General features: G+C 49.9%; 18 protein-coding genes and 2 tRNA genes. 5 read left to right on the top strand and 15 right to left on the bottom strand.

The window, feature by feature from the left end:
• Positions 1-17: 17 nt before the first annotated feature.
• The 3 genes from rhtB to K7B67_RS21860 all read right to left on the bottom strand — a co-directional run bounded on the left by rhtB (position 18) and on the right by K7B67_RS21860 (position 991).
• Positions 18-632, bottom strand: a complete 615-nt coding sequence (gene rhtB / locus K7B67_RS21850; RefSeq protein ID WP_252177955.1) for a homoserine/homoserine lactone efflux protein — start codon at positions 630-632, stop codon at positions 18-20.
• Between the two features lie 132 nt (positions 633-764).
• Positions 765-851, bottom strand: a tRNA-Leu gene (locus tag K7B67_RS21855).
• A gap of 53 nt (positions 852-904) precedes the next feature.
• Positions 905-991 (bottom strand) — tRNA-Leu (locus K7B67_RS21860).
• 127 nt (positions 992-1118) lie between these two features.
• Between K7B67_RS21860 and K7B67_RS21865 the strand changes: the two genes are divergently transcribed.
• Complete coding sequence (locus tag K7B67_RS21865; protein ID WP_252177956.1) at positions 1119-2210, top strand: hypothetical protein; 1092 nt, start codon at positions 1119-1121, stop codon at positions 2208-2210.
• A 57-nt stretch (positions 2211-2267) separates the two neighbouring features.
• Here the strand turns inward: K7B67_RS21865 and K7B67_RS21870 are convergent, their stop codons facing one another.
• From K7B67_RS21870 to alc, 8 genes are all read right to left on the bottom strand, one after another.
• Positions 2268-2543 carry an HU family DNA-binding protein gene (locus K7B67_RS21870; protein ID WP_252177957.1) on the bottom strand — a complete coding sequence of 92 codons (276 nt, stop codon included), beginning with the start codon at positions 2541-2543 and terminating at the stop codon, positions 2268-2270.
• A gap of 130 nt (positions 2544-2673) precedes the next feature.
• Entirely contained in the window at positions 2674-2841 is a 168-nt protein-coding gene (locus tag K7B67_RS21875) for a rubredoxin (RefSeq protein ID WP_252180630.1), read from the bottom strand.
• Between the two features lie 123 nt (positions 2842-2964).
• Positions 2965-4191, bottom strand: a complete 1227-nt coding sequence (locus K7B67_RS21880) for a urate hydroxylase PuuD (protein ID WP_252177958.1) — start codon at positions 4189-4191, stop codon at positions 2965-2967.
• A gap of 2 nt (positions 4192-4193) precedes the next feature.
• A complete protein-coding gene (gene guaD, locus K7B67_RS21885) occupies positions 4194-5507 on the bottom strand; it encodes a guanine deaminase (RefSeq protein WP_346658242.1) in 1314 nt (437 codons plus the stop codon).
• On the bottom strand, positions 5504-6022 hold the full coding sequence (locus K7B67_RS21890; protein WP_252177959.1) for an ureidoglycolate lyase: 519 nt from the start codon (positions 6020-6022) through the stop codon (positions 5504-5506). The genes guaD and K7B67_RS21890 overlap by 4 nt, the downstream gene beginning before the upstream one ends.
• 7 nt (positions 6023-6029) lie before the next feature.
• Positions 6030-6368 carry a hydroxyisourate hydrolase gene (uraH, locus tag K7B67_RS21895; protein WP_252177960.1) on the bottom strand — a complete coding sequence of 113 codons (339 nt, stop codon included), beginning with the start codon at positions 6366-6368 and terminating at the stop codon, positions 6030-6032.
• Positions 6365-6901, bottom strand: a complete 537-nt coding sequence (gene uraD, locus K7B67_RS21900; protein ID WP_252177961.1) for a 2-oxo-4-hydroxy-4-carboxy-5-ureidoimidazoline decarboxylase — start codon at positions 6899-6901, stop codon at positions 6365-6367. The genes uraH and uraD overlap by 4 nt, the downstream gene beginning before the upstream one ends.
• On the bottom strand, positions 6898-7926 hold the full coding sequence (gene alc / locus K7B67_RS21905; protein ID WP_252177962.1) for an allantoicase: 1029 nt from the start codon (positions 7924-7926) through the stop codon (positions 6898-6900). Before alc ends, uraD begins: the two co-directional genes overlap by 4 nt.
• A 190-nt stretch (positions 7927-8116) precedes the next feature.
• On the opposite strand from alc, the gene puuE reads away from it, so the two are divergent.
• Both puuE and K7B67_RS21915 read left to right on the top strand, forming a co-directional pair.
• Positions 8117-9037, top strand: coding sequence for an allantoinase PuuE (gene puuE, locus K7B67_RS21910; protein ID WP_252177963.1), 921 nt, complete (start codon positions 8117-8119; stop codon positions 9035-9037).
• A 332-nt stretch (positions 9038-9369) separates the two neighbouring features.
• Positions 9370-10020 carry a class I SAM-dependent methyltransferase gene (locus K7B67_RS21915; protein WP_252177964.1) on the top strand — a complete coding sequence of 217 codons (651 nt, stop codon included), beginning with the start codon at positions 9370-9372 and terminating at the stop codon, positions 10018-10020.
• Positions 10021-10073: 53 nt separating this feature from the next.
• Here the strand turns inward: K7B67_RS21915 and K7B67_RS21920 are convergent, their stop codons facing one another.
• On the bottom strand, positions 10074-10745 hold the full coding sequence (locus tag K7B67_RS21920; RefSeq protein WP_252177965.1) for an NAD(P)H-dependent oxidoreductase: 672 nt from the start codon (positions 10743-10745) through the stop codon (positions 10074-10076).
• 237 nt (positions 10746-10982) lie between these two features.
• On the opposite strand from K7B67_RS21920, the gene K7B67_RS21925 reads away from it, so the two are divergent.
• Together K7B67_RS21925 and trmB are read left to right on the top strand one after the other, a co-directional pair.
• Positions 10983-11789 (top strand): hypothetical protein, encoded by an 807-nt coding sequence (locus K7B67_RS21925; protein WP_252177966.1) that lies wholly within the window; start codon positions 10983-10985, stop codon positions 11787-11789.
• Between the two features lie 131 nt (positions 11790-11920).
• Entirely contained in the window at positions 11921-12637 is a 717-nt protein-coding gene (gene trmB / locus K7B67_RS21930; RefSeq protein WP_252177967.1) for a tRNA (guanosine(46)-N7)-methyltransferase TrmB, read from the top strand.
• A gap of 50 nt (positions 12638-12687) precedes the next feature.
• Here the strand turns inward: trmB and K7B67_RS21935 are convergent, their stop codons facing one another.
• From K7B67_RS21935 to hemW, 3 genes are all read right to left on the bottom strand, one after another.
• Complete coding sequence (locus K7B67_RS21935) at positions 12688-13017, bottom strand: DUF3392 family protein (RefSeq protein WP_252177968.1); 330 nt, start codon at positions 13015-13017, stop codon at positions 12688-12690.
• Between the two features lie 114 nt (positions 13018-13131).
• Positions 13132-14562, bottom strand: a complete 1431-nt coding sequence (locus K7B67_RS21940; RefSeq protein ID WP_252177969.1) for a hypothetical protein — start codon at positions 14560-14562, stop codon at positions 13132-13134.
• Positions 14563-14632: 70 nt separating this feature from the next.
• Positions 14633-15772: a radical SAM family heme chaperone HemW gene (gene hemW, locus K7B67_RS21945; RefSeq protein ID WP_252177970.1), complete on the bottom strand. Its 1140-nt coding sequence runs from the start codon at positions 15770-15772 to the stop codon at positions 14633-14635.
• Positions 15773-15820 lie beyond the last annotated feature (48 nt).

Here is a 15820-nt window from a genome sequence, read left to right on the forward strand (position 1 = left end):
CCATAGTGCCGTTAGGACTATAACCGCTCGCTGCCAGCCAGAAGCCCGCCGCAGGCTATAAACATTGAGCCAAACAGCCGGTTTTGCAGCTTTCCGTACTTATTCAGAATGGGCATCAGTTTCAGGGCGAAGCTGGCGTAACCGATCATAACCAAACTATCAACGGTAACCATGGTGATTCCCATAATCAGATATTGAGGCCAGAGCATCAGGGCAGGGTCGATAAACTGTGGCAGGAAAGCAGCCTGAAACACAATGGCCTTGGGGTTAGTCAGATTGACCAGAATGGCACTGGCGAAGGATTTTCTATGACTAATATGGGTTTGGCTCTCTACAGAAAGCTCATTCGACGCTTCGCGCCATTTCATGATGCCCAGGAAAATCAGGTAAAAAGCGCCTGTCCACTTGATCAGGGTAAACAGTGTCTCTGAGGCGGCAAGAATGGCCCCAAGGCCTGCGGCGACGATGATCAAAAATAGAATCAGGGCGACCTGGAGCCCCATGATGGATGGCAGGGTTCTGACCAACCCTGAGCGAATGGCGGTGGCCATGGTATTAACCGCACCGGCCCCCGGCGTCACGCTGATGATGATGGTTGCGGCCAGAAAAGCCAGCCAAGTATTAAGTGCCATTGAACACTCTAGGTCAGACTGTCGGCATCAAGGAATTAAGAGTGTGCAATATAAATCAAAAGAAGAGAAAATTTTTCGAGATTCAGAGACTAAAAAAGCCGATCAAAGATCAGCTTTTTAAAGTCTGTGATATGGTGCCCAGGAGAAGACTCGAACTTCCACGCCCTTTCGGACACTAGCACCTGAAGCTAGCGCGTCTACCAATTCCGCCACCTGGGCCTATCACTTAAATTGTATGGACTTTGCGTCCAGACCAATCATCATTGAATGATTGGTGCCCAGGAGAAGACTCGAACTTCCACGCCCTTTCGGACACTAGCACCTGAAGCTAGCGCGTCTACCAATTCCGCCACCTGGGCCCTGCGATCAGCAATGTTCTGTTCAACAAGTGCGGCGAATGTTAGGGATATAAGGTGAAAGTGTCAACACTCTGGTCGAAAATTAGGGGTTCGGAAAGTACGTTATAAGTTATTTTCGGGAGGCATTATGAAAGTGAATGGAAAACAGTTCCGTTTTCTGCAAAAAACTCTGGAGAACTGGTCTCGTGATGGCCTTCTGGATGAAGAGAAAAAAGCAGCTCTGCTGGGCTCTCTGGATGTGAAATCCTTTCAGTGGCGTCTGTTGGCTCAGTACGCATTCTGGGCTGCATTGTCTTCCATGGTGTTGTCCCTGTTAGCCGTAGTGATGGATGAGGCCCTGATGGCATGGCTGGAGCATTTATTTAGCCTTCAGGACGACACCCGAAGTGTGTTTTTTGCTGCATTGTCGGTAGCCATTTACCTGTTTGGCGGCTGGTTCAAGTCCCGTCAGAAAGGCCGTGTCTTTAGTCAGGAGCTTATTTTTTTCCTGGGAGCTGTATCCACAGTGGCTTCCATTTACTACCTGGGCAAAGTCTTTTATACAGTCGATGGTCACTATTCGCTGTTATTGTTGCTTGCGGCTGCGATCTATCTGATAGTCGCGATACTGCTGGAATCACTGTTGCTTTGGGTACTGGGCTTAGGGGCACTGGCTTGCTGGTTTTTAGCCGAAATGGCTTACTGGGCTGGTGATAATGATTTGCCATTTTTCGGGATGAGTTATCTAGTGCGATTTCTTGTCTTCAGTCTGGTGATCCTTTTGCTGGGTTATGGCCTGCCACTATTTAATCGGACCAGGGCTTTTTTTAATGTGACCCGGTTTTGCTCGTTAATGATGCTCTTCCTGTGTTTGTGGGTATTGTCCATGATAGGTAATTACGATCCTACGCTTGAGCCCCCCGAGGCATCGCAAATGGAGCTTTGGTTATGGCAACTGGCCATGATGGCAGCGTCATGTTTGGCGATTTTTATCGGTTTTCGCCGGGACGACGCCATTCTGAGAATCATGGGTGTCTGTTTTCTGTTGTTGAATCTCTACACCCGGTTCTTTGAGTACGGCTGGGACGAAATGCATAAAGCATTGTTTTTTGCACTGCTGGCGCTCAGTTTCTGGCTACTGGGAAGATACTCAGAAAGGCTGTGGCTGGGGTTGTCAGGAAAAAGGTTGTCAGGAAAAAGGTTGTCAGGAAAAAGGTTGTCAGGAAAAAGAAAGGTCTGAATGAATGAGGTTGCTCTGTCGGCAGAGCAACCTCGGGAATTGTGGGCTCTGCCGGTATCAGCTGTTAACGGCGTCTTTGAGGGCTTTGCCTGGTTTAAAGGCTACGGTATTGCTGGCAGCAATTTGAATCGGTTCACCAGTTTGTGGATTTTTGCCTGTACGTGCGGCCCTGCTGCGCTGCAGGAATGTACCAAAGCCTATAAGGTTGACACTGTCTTCTTCTTTCAGGGCGGAGGTTATGGCTTCAATCATGGCATTGAGTGCCTGATTAGCCTGTTCTTTTGTCAGATCTGCCTGATCGGCAATGGCGTTGACGAGTTCTGGTTTACGCATGTTGTCATGCACTCCTTCTTGTTTTTTATCGTCCGTTGGATAGGCAACCATCAACAGACTAAAACACTGTTGAGGTTAGGGCAATAGCCTTTCTCGCGAAAAATGCAGGAATTGGACTATTTCTACACAATCAGCCGACTCTGACCATTTCAAAGTCGTCTTTGCTGACACCGCAGTCAGGGCAAAGCCAGTCTTCAGGAACATCTTCCCAGCGAGTTCCCGGCTCGATCCCATCATCTGGCCAGCCCTGTTCTTCGTCATAGATAAAACCGCACACCATACACTGCCATTTTTTCATATTTGCCTCCATAAGGTCATAGCCGTTTAAAAGAGTGGCGACAGTGGCAATTTTATACAACAGAAGCCATCCATGGATAAAAAAGAGTTTGGCAGAACTCTGCATTCAGAATCCTGCATTCAATCAGTTCATGGACACTTTGACAGCGTTGTCTGCTTCAGATTTCAGCTGTTGATACCACTGTCCCAGTAACTGACGCTCTTCTTCCGTCATCTCAGTGCGGTTTGCCAGGGGCATGATATGGGTTAAAACGGCCTGACTGTAGATCTTGTCCGCTTTGCTGGCGATGGATTCATAGTCATCAAAGATCAACCCACCCGGAGCGACCCGAAAGAGAGGGTCGGTTGGTTTAGCCGCATGACAGGTAGAACAACGGTTAGTGACAATCTCGACAATGGCTTGTTCGTCAAAAGCCGGTGCTTCTGCCACCTCGGGCATAGGGGCCATTTGCGGTCGGATAACAAAAGCCAGGCTCAACATCACTACCGCAGCCGTGGGCCATAGCCAGGTTAATACAGCGCCCTGATTACGACGGTTAAAGAAGTGTCGGATCAGAATGGCAGCCAGTGACAGGGCGGCAAGAATCGCCCAGTTCAGTTCATGGCCATAAGTCATCGGGTAGTGACCGCTGATCATGATAAACAACAGTGGCAAGGTAAAATAGTTGTTGTGCCTTGAGCGAAGCAGCGCATGTTGAGCAATGGCCGGGTCAAAGCTGCTATCACCTCTTTGGGCCGCATCAACCAGCTTTCTTTGGGACGGGATGATAATCTGAAAGACATTACCCACCATCAGGGTTCCGATCAGGGCGCCGACGTGGATATAAGCCGCTCTGTCGCTGAACAGTTGAGCATATCCCCAGGCTGAAAAAACAATCAGCCCGAACAGTACCGCACTGAACTGTTTTTCATGGTTAAACAAGCGGGTACGGCAAAGAAAGTCGTAAGCCAGCCAGCTCAGGAACAGGCTGAATACACTGACTGCAATGGCTGAGGCCGATGACAGTGGCGAGTCCGCGGCTAACAGATAACTTTCTGCGCCCCAGTAGTAGATAATCGCCAGCAAACCAAAGCCACTGAGCCAGGTGACATAAGCTTCCCATTTGAACCAGTGCAGGGTTTCCGGCATTTTCTCCGGTGCCAGACGGTATTTATTCACTTCATAGAAACCGCCGCCGTGCACCGCCCATAACTCTCCTTTAATGCCTTTTTTCTGTTTCGCCTGAGGGGCATTTTCCAGTCGGCCTTCCAGCCAGTTGAAGTAAAAGGAGGCACCGATCCAGGCAATGCCCGCGGTGACGTGCAACCAGCGGAAAATCAGATTCAGCCAGTCTTGTATATAAGATTCCATAGTCAGTTTCTTCCTCGAGTCTCCCGGCCCATGACAATGGTTTTTTCAATGACCCGGTCGTCACCCATCACCATCAGGACACCCAGCAACTCTTCCAGTGTTTTCGTTTTTTCTGTTCTGAATTTCAACAAAGGTGTGGCGTTGGGGTTAAGCACCAGAAAGTCTGCCTCGTTACCGATCCGGAAACTGCCGATGCGGTCGTCGAGATGCAGGGCTCGGGCGCCCCCCAGAGTGGCCAGGTAGAAAGCTTGAAGAGGAGATATCGTATGCTCACTCAACTGAGATACCTGATAAGCGTCTTTCATCGTGTTAAACAGGCATAGACTGGTGCCACCACCCACGTCTGTGCCCAGCCCAACGCGAATATTTTTGTTTTTTGCCCTGGCAAAATTGAATAAACCGCTGCCCAGGAACAGGTTGGAACCCGGACAGCAGGCAATGGATGAGTCACTTTCAGCCATTCGCTCCCAACTCTGGTCGCACAGATGGATGGAATGGGCAAAAACCGATCGAGGACCCAGCAGGCCATGCTGGTCATAAACATCCAGGTAATGTTCGCTGTCAGGAAACAGTTGCTGAACCCACTCTATCTCTTTGGGATTTTCAGACAGGTGGGTATGCAGGTAGAGGTCGTTATGTTCTTTGAGTAGCTGTCCGGCCAGAGTAAGTTGCTCAGCAGAAGAAGTCGGCGCAAAGCGGGGCGTGACGGCATAAGACAGTCGACCTTTATTGTGCCAGCGATTGATCAATTGTTTTGAATCTTCGTAGCTGCTTTGTGGTGTGTCGAGCAGATACTCTGGCGCGTTGCGATCCATCATGACCTTGCCAGCAATCATACGCAGGTTGCGTTTGTGCGCAGCTTCAAAGAAAGCATCAACCGACTGGGGCGCAACCGTGCCGAAAACCAGTGCCGTGGTGGTGCCACTGTTCAGGCACTGATCCAGAAATAACTCGGCAATCTCGCTGGCATATTCAGGGTCTGAAAAGCGGGCTTCAGCCGGAAAGGTATACTGTTCCAGCCAGTCGAGCAGTTGTACTCCGCAGCCTGCCATGACTTCCAGCTGGGGGTAATGGACATGAGTATCTACAAATCCCGGAATAATCATCCTGCCTGAGAGATCCCGGATTTCACAGCCTTCCGGCAGTTGTTGCAATAAGGTTTTGGCAGGGCCGCAAGCCTTGATATAGCCTGATTCAACCAGTAAGCCACCGTCGTCAAAGTATTCCCAGTTCTGCTCTCCCTTATCGGGATCATCCAGAAAGTGAAGTACCGACGCCCGCCAGAAAACAGGGGTTGTCATCGTCGTCGTATTCATATCGGGGCTCCCACTGTCAGAGAAAGGTGGGCCGGGATTAAAACTTCGTCACAATTGTGCCCCGGCCCGGCCCGGTCAATCACCAGATAGGCCATTCCATCACCGGCAGAAAGCAGTGGATGGTGCCAAGTGCCCGGATGGTAGTTAATGCCCTGGGAGCCATCAGTAATGAAGCAGCGAATATGATTAAAGTCCGGTTCCTGATGATGATCAGGGGCGACAACAATCAAAAATGGCTGTTGCTCAAGGGGCATAAAAGTCTGGCTGCCCAGAGGATGACGTTCCAGTAAGTCCAGTCGGTAGGGCTGTTTGATGGCTTGCGTGTGGTAAATGTGGACAGCCACTTCCCCCCCGGCATCGGTTTGAATACGGGTGAGGTCGCTGAACTTACGACAACGGCCCTGATTGATGATCGTGGCGTCACCACGGGCTTCGATCACATCGCCAAAAGGTTTGAACGCTTCAGCAGACAAGGGCTCTACGGGGAGAGCCCGGGTGGTTACTGTGGCTGGCATGTGGCAATCAGCTCCCCCGGTAAGTCGAATATCCGAAGGGGGATATCAGCAACGGCACATGGTGGTGACGATCATCACTGACCTCAAAAATGACCGGGACCTGCGGATAAAAGTACTTTTGCTCCAGCCGGTTAAAGTAATCCGCAATGGCAAAGTCCAGCTTATAAATGCCTTCAGGAAGGTTGACTTCGTCCGTAGCCAGACTGTTTATTCTTCCATCGTCGTTCGTTGTACCCTGCCCTACCTCTATCCAGTTGTCTTCTACCTGCTTGTACAGGGTGACAGGAACCCGGTCGGCAGGGTGGCCGCGGGCGGTGTCGAGGATATGAGTGCTGATCCCGGTCATAAAATCGCTCCTTCTTTGGGCAAAGAGGTGTTCTTGAGCATTTTGCACAGGCGGATGCTGGTTATTTTATGCTGTTCAGCCGCTGCAATTGAGAGTTCATCCGCTGGCTCATTATGCAAACGTTCCTCCAGTAGCGTCAGCATCTCGCTGGCACTTTTGCCGGTCGCGCAGACAATGAAGATATAGCCAAACCGGCGCTCATATTTGCCATTGTTTTCAGCCAGTGCCTGCAGGGTTCCTGCATTGGCTTCATCGACACCAGACTGCTCATGGCCCGCCATGGCTTGAGTGTTTTGATATTTTTTTTTCAGGCTGTTGATGTCACCGATTTTCGGGTGAGCATCAAAAGCTTCCAGGTAATCGGATTTCTGACAATGAGACCATACGGCGTTGGCAGCAATCAGCAGGCTTTCAATATTGGCAAAGGGTCTTGCCGCCACCATGCACTCAACCCAGTGGCTGCTGGCACAGCACTGACGCAAGGTTTCTGTTGCCTGCTCTTCGCTCAGTGTATTCAGTTCACTCAATGTCATTTTGCTGGCTCCGGCTGACCGATGACCCGCAATCGGGATACGCCACCATCGGGGAAAATATTCAGACGGACATGGGTGTATATTTCCTGAGTATTTTCCAGATTCTCGACAAAAGAGTGATTACGATGGGCATGAAGTTTCTGTTCGCTCAGGATCGGTTGCCAACGTACACTGTCGTCTGGTATTTCTCCTTCAAAATAACAGCCTTCCAGACTGCCTCTGTCGGGATAGTTACCTTTGAAATGCAGGGTATCCATTTCAACCCGGCCAATTTTACCCGGTGTTGCCAGCCTGATAATCATCCAGTCATGACCGCCAGCGCGTCTTCGGCGGGTTTCCCAGCCATCGTGCATATCGGCACCACGACCCGGACGCAGCAGATTTTGCATGGGGCTGAAGAACGCGTCGGAACAGCTGACTGGGTGGGCACCGTTCATCAGTGCCGATAGATCAACGGGTTCGTTGGGGAGCAGGTGTTGAGTGTTAAACATAATTTTTCCGTAGACTCTTAGCCGGGCAACACCGCCATCGGGAAAAATCGTCAGGCGAATATGAGTGGCTTCAACAGGCTGGTCCAAACGGATCAGGTTGCGGTGATCGGCTTCAACAGCCATCCTGTCGGTCATTGTCTGCCATTGGCTGTGCTCATCAGGGTCTGACTCGCTGGCGATGTATTCCAGCTGAACGGCACCGGGGGCATTGCCTTTGAAGTGACGGGTATCGACTTCCAACCCTTCCACCATTCCCGGGGTTGCAAGCCTGACGACCACCCAGTCATGATCGCCAGTGCGGCGTCGGCGGGATTCCCAGCCGTCCATCCATTTGCCGTAAGCCGTGTATTTTTCCGGAAGAAAAACCGGCTCAGAATCCAGCAGCAGGTTGTCTTTTTCAGCAAAGAAGTCATCGCTTGCAGACAGCACATCACCACCCAAAGCACGGGCGGCCAGATCAACTTTTGTCTGTTGCCACAGCATGGCGTCGTTGGAGCCATTAGCTGGAAGAGAGCCATCAGCTATTTTTTTCATTGCATATCCTGGTTTTTTGTTGGTTTTATCGGAATTTTATTGTCGCCCCAATTAAGAGGCTAAAAGGACATTTGTTTTTTTGTTCTAACAAAATGTTGACCAAATAGTCAGACTTTGGGAGTTTATGCCACAGATGCGGGTGCAATCAATATATTGGTTTAAAACCAACAAAAATAAGCCGGAGCTTGTCATGGATAACAGAGAGAACAACTACCCAAGGGACTTAACAGGGTATGGAAATACTCCTCCCCATCCACAATGGCCTGAACAGTCGCGGATTGCGGTTCAGTTTGTCATTAACTACGAGGAAGGGGGCGAGAACTCTGTGCTTCATGGTGACAAGGGTTCGGAAGCTTTCCTTTCCGAAATTATTGGTGCTCAGTCGTATGAAGGAATGCGCCATATCAGTATGGAGTCTATCTATGACTACGGGGCCAGGGCTGGCTTCTGGCGGCTTCATCGTATCTTCATCCAGAGAAACATCCCTGTAACCGTCTATGCCGTGGCCATGGCTATGGAACGAAACCCCCGGGTTGTAGAGGCTATGTTGAATGCTGACTGGGAAATAGCCAGCCACGGTTATCGCTGGATTGATTATCAGTTTCACGATCCTGATGAAGAGCGTGAGCACATGCAGAAAGCCATTCAAATTCACACAGAAATGACCGGCCAGAGACCTTCGGGTTGGTACACAGGTCGTTGCAGCCCCCAGACGGAGCAGCTGGTGGCAGAAGAGGGTGGTTTTCTCTATCACGCCGACAGTTATGCAGACGATCTGCCCTATTGGGATACCCGATTTGATCAGCCGCAGCTGGTGGTGCCTTATACACTGGACTGCAATGATATGCGTTTCGCTACCGCCCAGGGTTTTAACTCTGGCGATCAGTTTTTCAACTATTTGAAAGACGCCTTTGATGTGCTCTATGACGAGGGAGCCGATCAGCCAAAAATGATGTCGGTAGGTTTGCATTGTCGTTTGGTTGGCAGGCCGGGTCGTGCGGCTGCACTGATGCGTTTCCTGGATTATGTGCAGTCAAAGGAAAAAGTATGGCTATGCACCCGGGAGCAGATTGCCCGCCACTGGCATGAGCATCATCCTTTACCGGATTGACAGGGGATTCTGCGATAGCTACCTTTCCATCAGAGCCTTCGAGCTGGTGAACCACGCCTCGGAATTGAACCGGGGACAGTCGAATCAGACGAAGGCTTTCCTTGTTTCTGATGTATTTAAGCCTGCCTTTTTCGATCCAGTTTCGGTATTGCCCCTCCGGTCTTCCATGTACAGTAACGACGCTGTTGACGATATGTCCTTTTCGGTTGTCAATTGACAACCGTTGACATTCATTAACAGGTAAACCGGACAGTTTGGTATAAAATCGTATTTTCGCCAGTAAACAGTGGGCGTAGATATCCTGCCAACTGAATGAACAGAGGAGAAATATCATGGCCAGAACCTCTCTGACCATAACGCCTGAAATTGCTGCTTATCTCACTGATCCGGGTATGCGTGATCACCCTGTATTAAGTGAGCTGCGAGCACGGATGGCAGACTTTGCCGAAGGGTATATGCAGATTTCGCCGGAGCAGGGCGCGTTCATGCAAATGCTGGTGAAGATCAGTGGCGCAAGAAGGGGAATAGAGATCGGTACATTCACTGGCTACAGTGCTCTGGCAACGGTGCTGGCCATGCCAGAAGAGGGTCACCTGACTTGTCTGGATGTTTCTGAAGAATGGACGAGTATTGCCAGGGAGCATTGGCAGAAAGCGGGTGTGTCAGAAAAAATAACCTTGAAAATTCAGCCTGCCCTGGACAGCCTGGCTGAAATGAAAGACCAGAAGGGTTTATTCGACTGGCTGTTCATTGATGCCGATAAAGAAAATTATCTGAATTACTACCAGCGCGGTATTGAATTACTGAAATCCGGCGGACTGGTGTTAGTGGATAACAGTCTCTGGAGCGGTTCGGTGGTGAATCCTCAGGATGCTGAGGCCAAAGCCATTGATGAATGCAACCGCTTTATTCAACAAGACGACAGGGTCGATATGGTGTTATTGCCAGTGAGCGACGGGTTGATGATCGCTCGCAAACGTTAACCATTTAAAGATCCTGAGCCGGAGCTTTTATAGCTCCAGCTTCACATCCGCTCCTATTTGACCCACTGAACCAGCCGATCTTTTGGCGAGCGTGTTTTGGCCCTGGGCTCTTCCTGACGGTAGCCGAAAGCGACCAGGTAGCTGATGCCGAAGTGATGGCGATCCAACAGATCTTCCTGTTCAAGAATATCCTCCAAAGGATCGCGGTCAAACCCTTCAATCGGGCAGGAATCTATACCGATCTGGGCGGCAACGCTCAGCATATTGCCCAGGGCGATGTAGGTTTGTTTGCAGGACCAGTCAAACATGGCTCTGGGCGACTCGGTCAACTTGAAGTGATCGGTCTGGAATGTTTTGTAGAAATCGCCCTTCAGATTAACAATCTCGTCAGGGAGCTGCTCTACTTCGCGCATGTGCTCTTCGATATAAGGAGAGCTGTAAATCATGCCGGGTTCCTTTCGAGCCAGAGTCACTACAAAGTGGCTGGCAGTGGGCAGCTGGCCTTCAGCACCCAGACACACCGGAAGCATTTTCTTTCTCAACTCTTGGTTATCGATCACCAGAAATTTCCAGGGTTCGAACCCGAATGAACTGGGCGACAGTAGTCCTGCATCCAGGATGAAATCGAAATCTTCATCGGATATTTTTTTATCCGGATCAAAACTTTTGCAGGCATGACGGAACTGAAAAGCGTCCAGTATCTGCTGCTTGGTTGTTTCTTTCATTGGGAGCCACCTACAGTGAAATCACAGGGCAAAGTGCACTATATGCCTGTTGGTACAGGAAAGGAAGAACGTTCATTTTTTACCTGGAAGTAGCCACCAGAGCACTGAAAACTGTCCCGTGAAACAAAATGAAAAAAGTTTAATGTTTTAATCATCTTCCGGTTATCCGAGTCTGGCTATTCTAGGCCCATCTTTTAAACAAAGACTTACAGAGAACGAAAACCGGAGACTCAAATTATGAAAAAGACACTGATGGCTTTAATGGTTGCTTCAACTTTCGCAATGACTGCTGGCACCGCATTTGCCGAGACCACTGAGCCTTGCCCTGAAAAGACCACTCAAGCAGCTGCCATTGAAGAAACTGCCGCTGATGAAACCAAGGTAGAACCAACCGGTTACATTCTGGCTCAGGCAGAAGAAGAGCCTAAAGTTGAACCAGCCAGCCAGAGCGCTGAAGAAGAGAAAGTAGAACCTGCAAGCTACCAGCTGGCCCAGGTTGAAGAAGAGCCTGCGGTAGAACCAGCCAGCCAGAGCGCTGAAGAAGAGAAAGTAGAACCAGCAAGCTACCAGCTGGCTCAGGTGGAAGAAGAGCCTGCGGTAGAACCAGCAAGCCAGAGCGCTGAAGAAGAGAAAGTAGAGCCTGCAAGCTACCAGCTGGCCCAGGTGGAAGAAGAGCCTGCGGTAGAACCAGCAAGCCAGAGCGCTGAAGAAGAGAAAGTAGAACCAGCAAGCTACCAGCTGGCTCAGGTGGAAGAAGAGCCTGCGGTAGAACCAGCCAGCCAGAGCGCTGAAGAAGAGAAAGTAGAACCTGCAAGCTACCAGCTGGCTCAGGTTGAAGAAGAGCCTGCGGTAGAACCAGCAAGCCAGAGCGCTGAAGAAGAGAAAGTAGAGCCTGCAAGCTACCAGCTGGCTCAGGTTGAAGAAGAGCCTGCGGTAGAACCAGCAAGCCAGAGCGCTGAAGAAGAGAAAGTAGAGCCTGCAAGCTATCAGCTGGCAAGCAGTGAAGAGATCAAACCTGAAACTGAAACAAAATCCTTTGCCTGAATAGGTCTTTAACTTGAAAAAAGGGTTGCCGGGATTCTTCCGGCAACCCCAATCCAGTTGCAGAAGGTTTTCAAGTCAACGCAGTTTAGGTATCTTACGCCAACTTTTCATTGGCAGACCACATACCTCTCATGACCACCTCAGTTGAACCTGATCATACCCCTGATCCGACTAAACGTCGGGAAATCAAAAGTTTTGTCCTGCGCGCAGGTCGTATGACCACAGGGCAACGTCGTGGCTGGGATGAATGCTGGGACAAGTGGGGTCTTCGAAAAGAAGACGGCCCGTTAAACATCACCGAAGCCTTTGGCCGGGAGGCACCGGTCGTACTGGAAATCGGTTACGGCATGGGTCTGTCACTGCTGGCCATGGCAAAAGCTGAGGGTGACAAAAACTTTATCGGTATTGAAGTTCATCGTCCGGGGGTCGGCAGCCTGCTGAATGAGTGCCAGCTGGCGGGTGTCACCAATGTTCGCAGCTACTGTGATGATGCGGTTGAAGTGCTTCGTGAATGCATTGCCGACGGTAGCCTGTCCAGAGTTCAGATTTATTTCCCCGACCCCTGGCATAAGAAGCGTCATCATAAGCGCCGCCTGATTCAACCCGGATTTATTGCAGCCATCAGACCGAAACTGGCTATAGGCGGTGTTATTCACCTGGCCACAGACTGGGAAAACTATGCTGAGCAAATGATGGAAGTCATGACAGCGGCTGAAGGTTTTAACAATCAGGAAGGTGAAGGTCGCTATGCGCCCAGGCCAGACTTCAGACCTCTAACCAAGTTTGAAAAGCGCGGTCATCGGTTGGGTCATGGGGTTTGGGACCTTTTGTTTGAGAGAACGGAATAAACACTGCCCTTTCCGGAGTGGGCAAAGCGGCCATCGTTTTGCTCCTCTGCTCAACGTCCCAGCCTCTCCGACAATAACCCTACGCAGATGATGATCACCAGCAATACTGGAGCCAGAGTGAAATGATTGAAGTAGCTCAGTAAATGACCGAGCCATTGAGGGACAAAATAGAAGATGGCACCAAACAGGGCGAGATTCAAAACCGCTCTTACAGGAACTCTCAACACGGCATGAAGCCGGTCTAACCAACGACTGCCCCATGAGGCAATAAAACGACCTATAAAGGCGGTTGCCACTGCCGTCAGGGCCATCGCAATAACATCAAGATGCTGACGAGCCAGCTTGGATAGAAAAATAATGCTGTCCGTTATCCATTCCATAGTTCACTCTTCGTTTTGTGCCCGTAAATAATTCACAACCGATTCGCAGGATACTCAGCCAGAGTCGTTTTGGCTACTGATTGCAGAATACCAGGCAGACAAAACGAGGGGCTTTTACAGAGCCGATAAAATGGCCAGCGTTGTTATGACGGCCAAGCCAGTAGTCACCAGGGTCGTAACTTCTGAAGAAGTGGCGAACGTGCCGTTAATGGCAGGCGTGTCGGTAATAGCAGTAGGGGATCCGGTTGCTGTCTGGCTGCTGTTCGACTCAAACAGGAACTGACCTTCGACGTTGATCAGTCCGCTGCTGGCAGTCGCCGTGGAGCCATTTATAGCCGTCCAGGTATTCATGATATGACCGGTTGAATTGAAGAAGCTTTCGCACTCTCTTGCCAGTGGTAATGGATCTACAGCTTTCAGGATGAATTGTGGTTGAAGTTGTTGCCACGGGTTGACTGCCTCCAGTTTATTGCAAGCCAGAGCCAGTGCAAGGGGTGTGCTGACGGTTATGGCTGTCCCTGTTATATAGATCTCATTAGCGGCCAGATTAAAGAGAGGACGTTCTGCGTCGGTATCTGCATAACCTGTAAGAACAAAACCTCGTTGAGGTTGTTCGGCAATGTAAATCAAGAGTGTATTTCTGAAAACATCCATACTGGCTCGGGGTCCGAGATTAAACTCACCTGCATCTGCCATTGCGCCCATGAACAGGTTCCCAATAACTGCGACCCTCTCTGAATGGTTCATGATGTTAGGAAGATTAATATAGACCCCTTCATCAGGAATAGTTCCATGGTGCATCGCACTGATGGTGTCAACTCTGAGTGTGTTATTGGCGAACAGCAGACCCGGGCCGGGACGTGTGGCATTGGCCGATGCATTCAGAGGTTCTTTGCAATCAATGTAAACTGCAGCCCATTCAGGAAGAAAGAAAACGTTGTTTTGTACGATCAATCTCCGGTTATAGCACTCTGCGAAAACAATGGTGTTGACCGGCCTGTGGTGTTTAGGCCCAGTGGACAGGAAAGTAATGTGTTCTATATGACTGTCTCTTGTTTTTTCAAACTGAAAGTTGTCAGTGGTTCCAGCCTTGATCATATCTTTCTTCTGATAATTTGAGTGAAACGTAATGACGATTATAAAACCGTCATCAGCAGCCCCGAGAATGTCGTGACCGTCCTTTAGAACTATCTCGCTGCCAATAAAGTACTTAACCGGAATTATCCTTGTTGCGTGGGCAGCAGTTGGCGCAGTCGTATTGGAAGAGAGCAATATAACGGTATTCTCGGGAATCTGTTGTATCAGCTCACTTAAATCATCCGCAGGGTTGGCAGTGAGAACAATGCACTGTCGTCCGCTAACAAGTTTTCTGTACTCGTATAGTCGTTTCTTAACCCCCGTCGTCTGTTCTTTAAGAGTGTTGCACGCTGTTGGACGGCTTGTTGTGGCTGGAGATTGAGTCGTTGTCTGGGCCTTTAAGCTCAGAGTATGAAACAGGAATACAGGGGCGATTAACCAGACCGTATAATGACGCAGCTTAGTCATTTTCTGAACCCTCTGGAAGATAAGGCTCCTAGGAAGCAGACAAGATGAGGGGCTTTTATTTTGAAGCCACTCATCCATCAGTAAACAACGCCAACAGATCGTTCAAAAAGAGTCGCCCCTGCCTGGTTGGCTGTAAGCGATCCTGCTCCAGCAAACCTTTTTGAATCGCCTGCTGACGTTGCGAATCAATATCTGAGAATGCCATTCCGGTTCTGCGCTGAAACAGTGAGTGATCAACGCCCTGGTTAAGTCGCAGAACATTCATCATGAATTCAATGGGCAGATCATCCCTGCTCAGTGTCCTGTTGCCCGCCTCGAAGGGTTTATCCGCTGCCAGATAATCGCTGGGCATCCGGGTTTTCCAGTTCCGATAAATCCTGCCCGTCTCCCGCTCGGTTATCTTGCCATGGGCTCCTGCGCCAATACCGATATAGTCGCCAAACTGCCAATAGTTAAGGTTATGTCTGGCCTGTTTACCGGGTCGGCTGTAGGCTGAAATTTCGTACTGCTGATACCCGGCCTCTGCCAGTAAATCCCACCCTTCTTCCTGAATGGACCAGAGGGTATCGTCCTCGGGCAAGATCGGCGTTTTTGAATAGAAAACTGTATTGGGTTCAATGGTGAGCTGATACCAGGAAATATGGGTTGGTGCCAGTGTAATGGCTTTTTGCAGATCGGACAGACCGTCCTGAATGCTCTGACCAGGCAGCCCGTGCATCAGATCAATATTGAAGTTGTCAAAGCCCATCCCCGTCAGGGACTCAATGGCTTTATGTGCTTCGTCTGAGCTGTGAATTCGGCCCAGTGCCTTGAGTTTTTCATCCTGAAAACTCTGAACTCCCAATGACAATCGGTTGATACCGGCTTTGCGATAGTCCTTGAACCGATCGTGTTCATAGGTGCCGGGGTTGGCTTCCATGGTGATTTCAATCTCCGGCAAGAAACGGATTCTTTTTTCCAGCTCGCAGAGAAAACGATCAAAGCCGTTGGCAGACATCAAACTGGGAGTGCCACCACCGAAGAAAATCGTGTGAAGCGCTCTCCCCTGAAGGGTATTCACTTCGTTGTCAAAGTCTTCCAACAGGGCATCGACATAGGCTTCTTCAGGAATACCATGACTGAGCGCGTGGGAGTTGAAGTCACAATAAGGACATTTTTTGACACACCAGGGAATGTGCACATAAAGGCTCAATGGCGGGAGTTCGAGCATATTGACAATCGGATCAGGTGATTAAAGCAGCCGGATGTTATCAACGGC

The sequence above is a fragment of the Endozoicomonas sp. 4G genome, assembly GCF_023822025.1.
Lineage (GTDB): Bacteria > Pseudomonadota > Gammaproteobacteria > Pseudomonadales > Endozoicomonadaceae > Endozoicomonas_A.

Excerpts from the sequence above, each read along its gene's own strand:
- rhtB (WP_252177955.1), bottom strand. The coding sequence starts at position 632 with ATGGCACTTAATACTTGGCTGGCTTTTCTGGCCGCAACCATCATCATC.
- K7B67_RS21865 (WP_252177956.1), top strand. The coding sequence starts at position 1,119 with ATGAAAGTGAATGGAAAACAGTTCCGTTTTCTGCAAAAAACTCTGGAG.
- K7B67_RS21870 (WP_252177957.1), bottom strand. The coding sequence starts at position 2,543 with ATGCGTAAACCAGAACTCGTCAACGCCATTGCCGATCAGGCAGATCTG.
- K7B67_RS21875 (WP_252180630.1), bottom strand. The coding sequence starts at position 2,841 with ATGAAAAAATGGCAGTGTATGGTGTGCGGTTTTATCTATGACGAAGAA.
- K7B67_RS21880 (WP_252177958.1), bottom strand. The coding sequence starts at position 4,191 with ATGGAATCTTATATACAAGACTGGCTGAATCTGATTTTCCGCTGGTTG.
- guaD (WP_346658242.1), bottom strand. The coding sequence starts at position 5,507 with ATGAATACGACGACGATGACAACCCCTGTTTTCTGGCGGGCGTCGGTA.
- K7B67_RS21890 (WP_252177959.1), bottom strand. The coding sequence starts at position 6,022 with ATGCCAGCCACAGTAACCACCCGGGCTCTCCCCGTAGAGCCCTTGTCT.
- uraH (WP_252177960.1), bottom strand. The coding sequence starts at position 6,368 with ATGACCGGGATCAGCACTCATATCCTCGACACCGCCCGCGGCCACCCT.
- uraD (WP_252177961.1), bottom strand. The coding sequence starts at position 6,901 with ATGACATTGAGTGAACTGAATACACTGAGCGAAGAGCAGGCAACAGAA.
- alc (WP_252177962.1), bottom strand. The coding sequence starts at position 7,926 with ATGAAAAAAATAGCTGATGGCTCTCTTCCAGCTAATGGCTCCAACGAC.
- puuE (WP_252177963.1), top strand. The coding sequence starts at position 8,117 with ATGGATAACAGAGAGAACAACTACCCAAGGGACTTAACAGGGTATGGA.
- K7B67_RS21915 (WP_252177964.1), top strand. The coding sequence starts at position 9,370 with ATGGCCAGAACCTCTCTGACCATAACGCCTGAAATTGCTGCTTATCTC.
- K7B67_RS21920 (WP_252177965.1), bottom strand. The coding sequence starts at position 10,745 with ATGAAAGAAACAACCAAGCAGCAGATACTGGACGCTTTTCAGTTCCGT.
- K7B67_RS21925 (WP_252177966.1), top strand. The coding sequence starts at position 10,983 with ATGAAAAAGACACTGATGGCTTTAATGGTTGCTTCAACTTTCGCAATG.
- trmB (WP_252177967.1), top strand. The coding sequence starts at position 11,921 with ATGACCACCTCAGTTGAACCTGATCATACCCCTGATCCGACTAAACGT.
- K7B67_RS21935 (WP_252177968.1), bottom strand. The coding sequence starts at position 13,017 with ATGGAATGGATAACGGACAGCATTATTTTTCTATCCAAGCTGGCTCGT.
- K7B67_RS21940 (WP_252177969.1), bottom strand. The coding sequence starts at position 14,562 with ATGACTAAGCTGCGTCATTATACGGTCTGGTTAATCGCCCCTGTATTC.
- hemW (WP_252177970.1), bottom strand. The coding sequence starts at position 15,772 with ATGCTCGAACTCCCGCCATTGAGCCTTTATGTGCACATTCCCTGGTGT.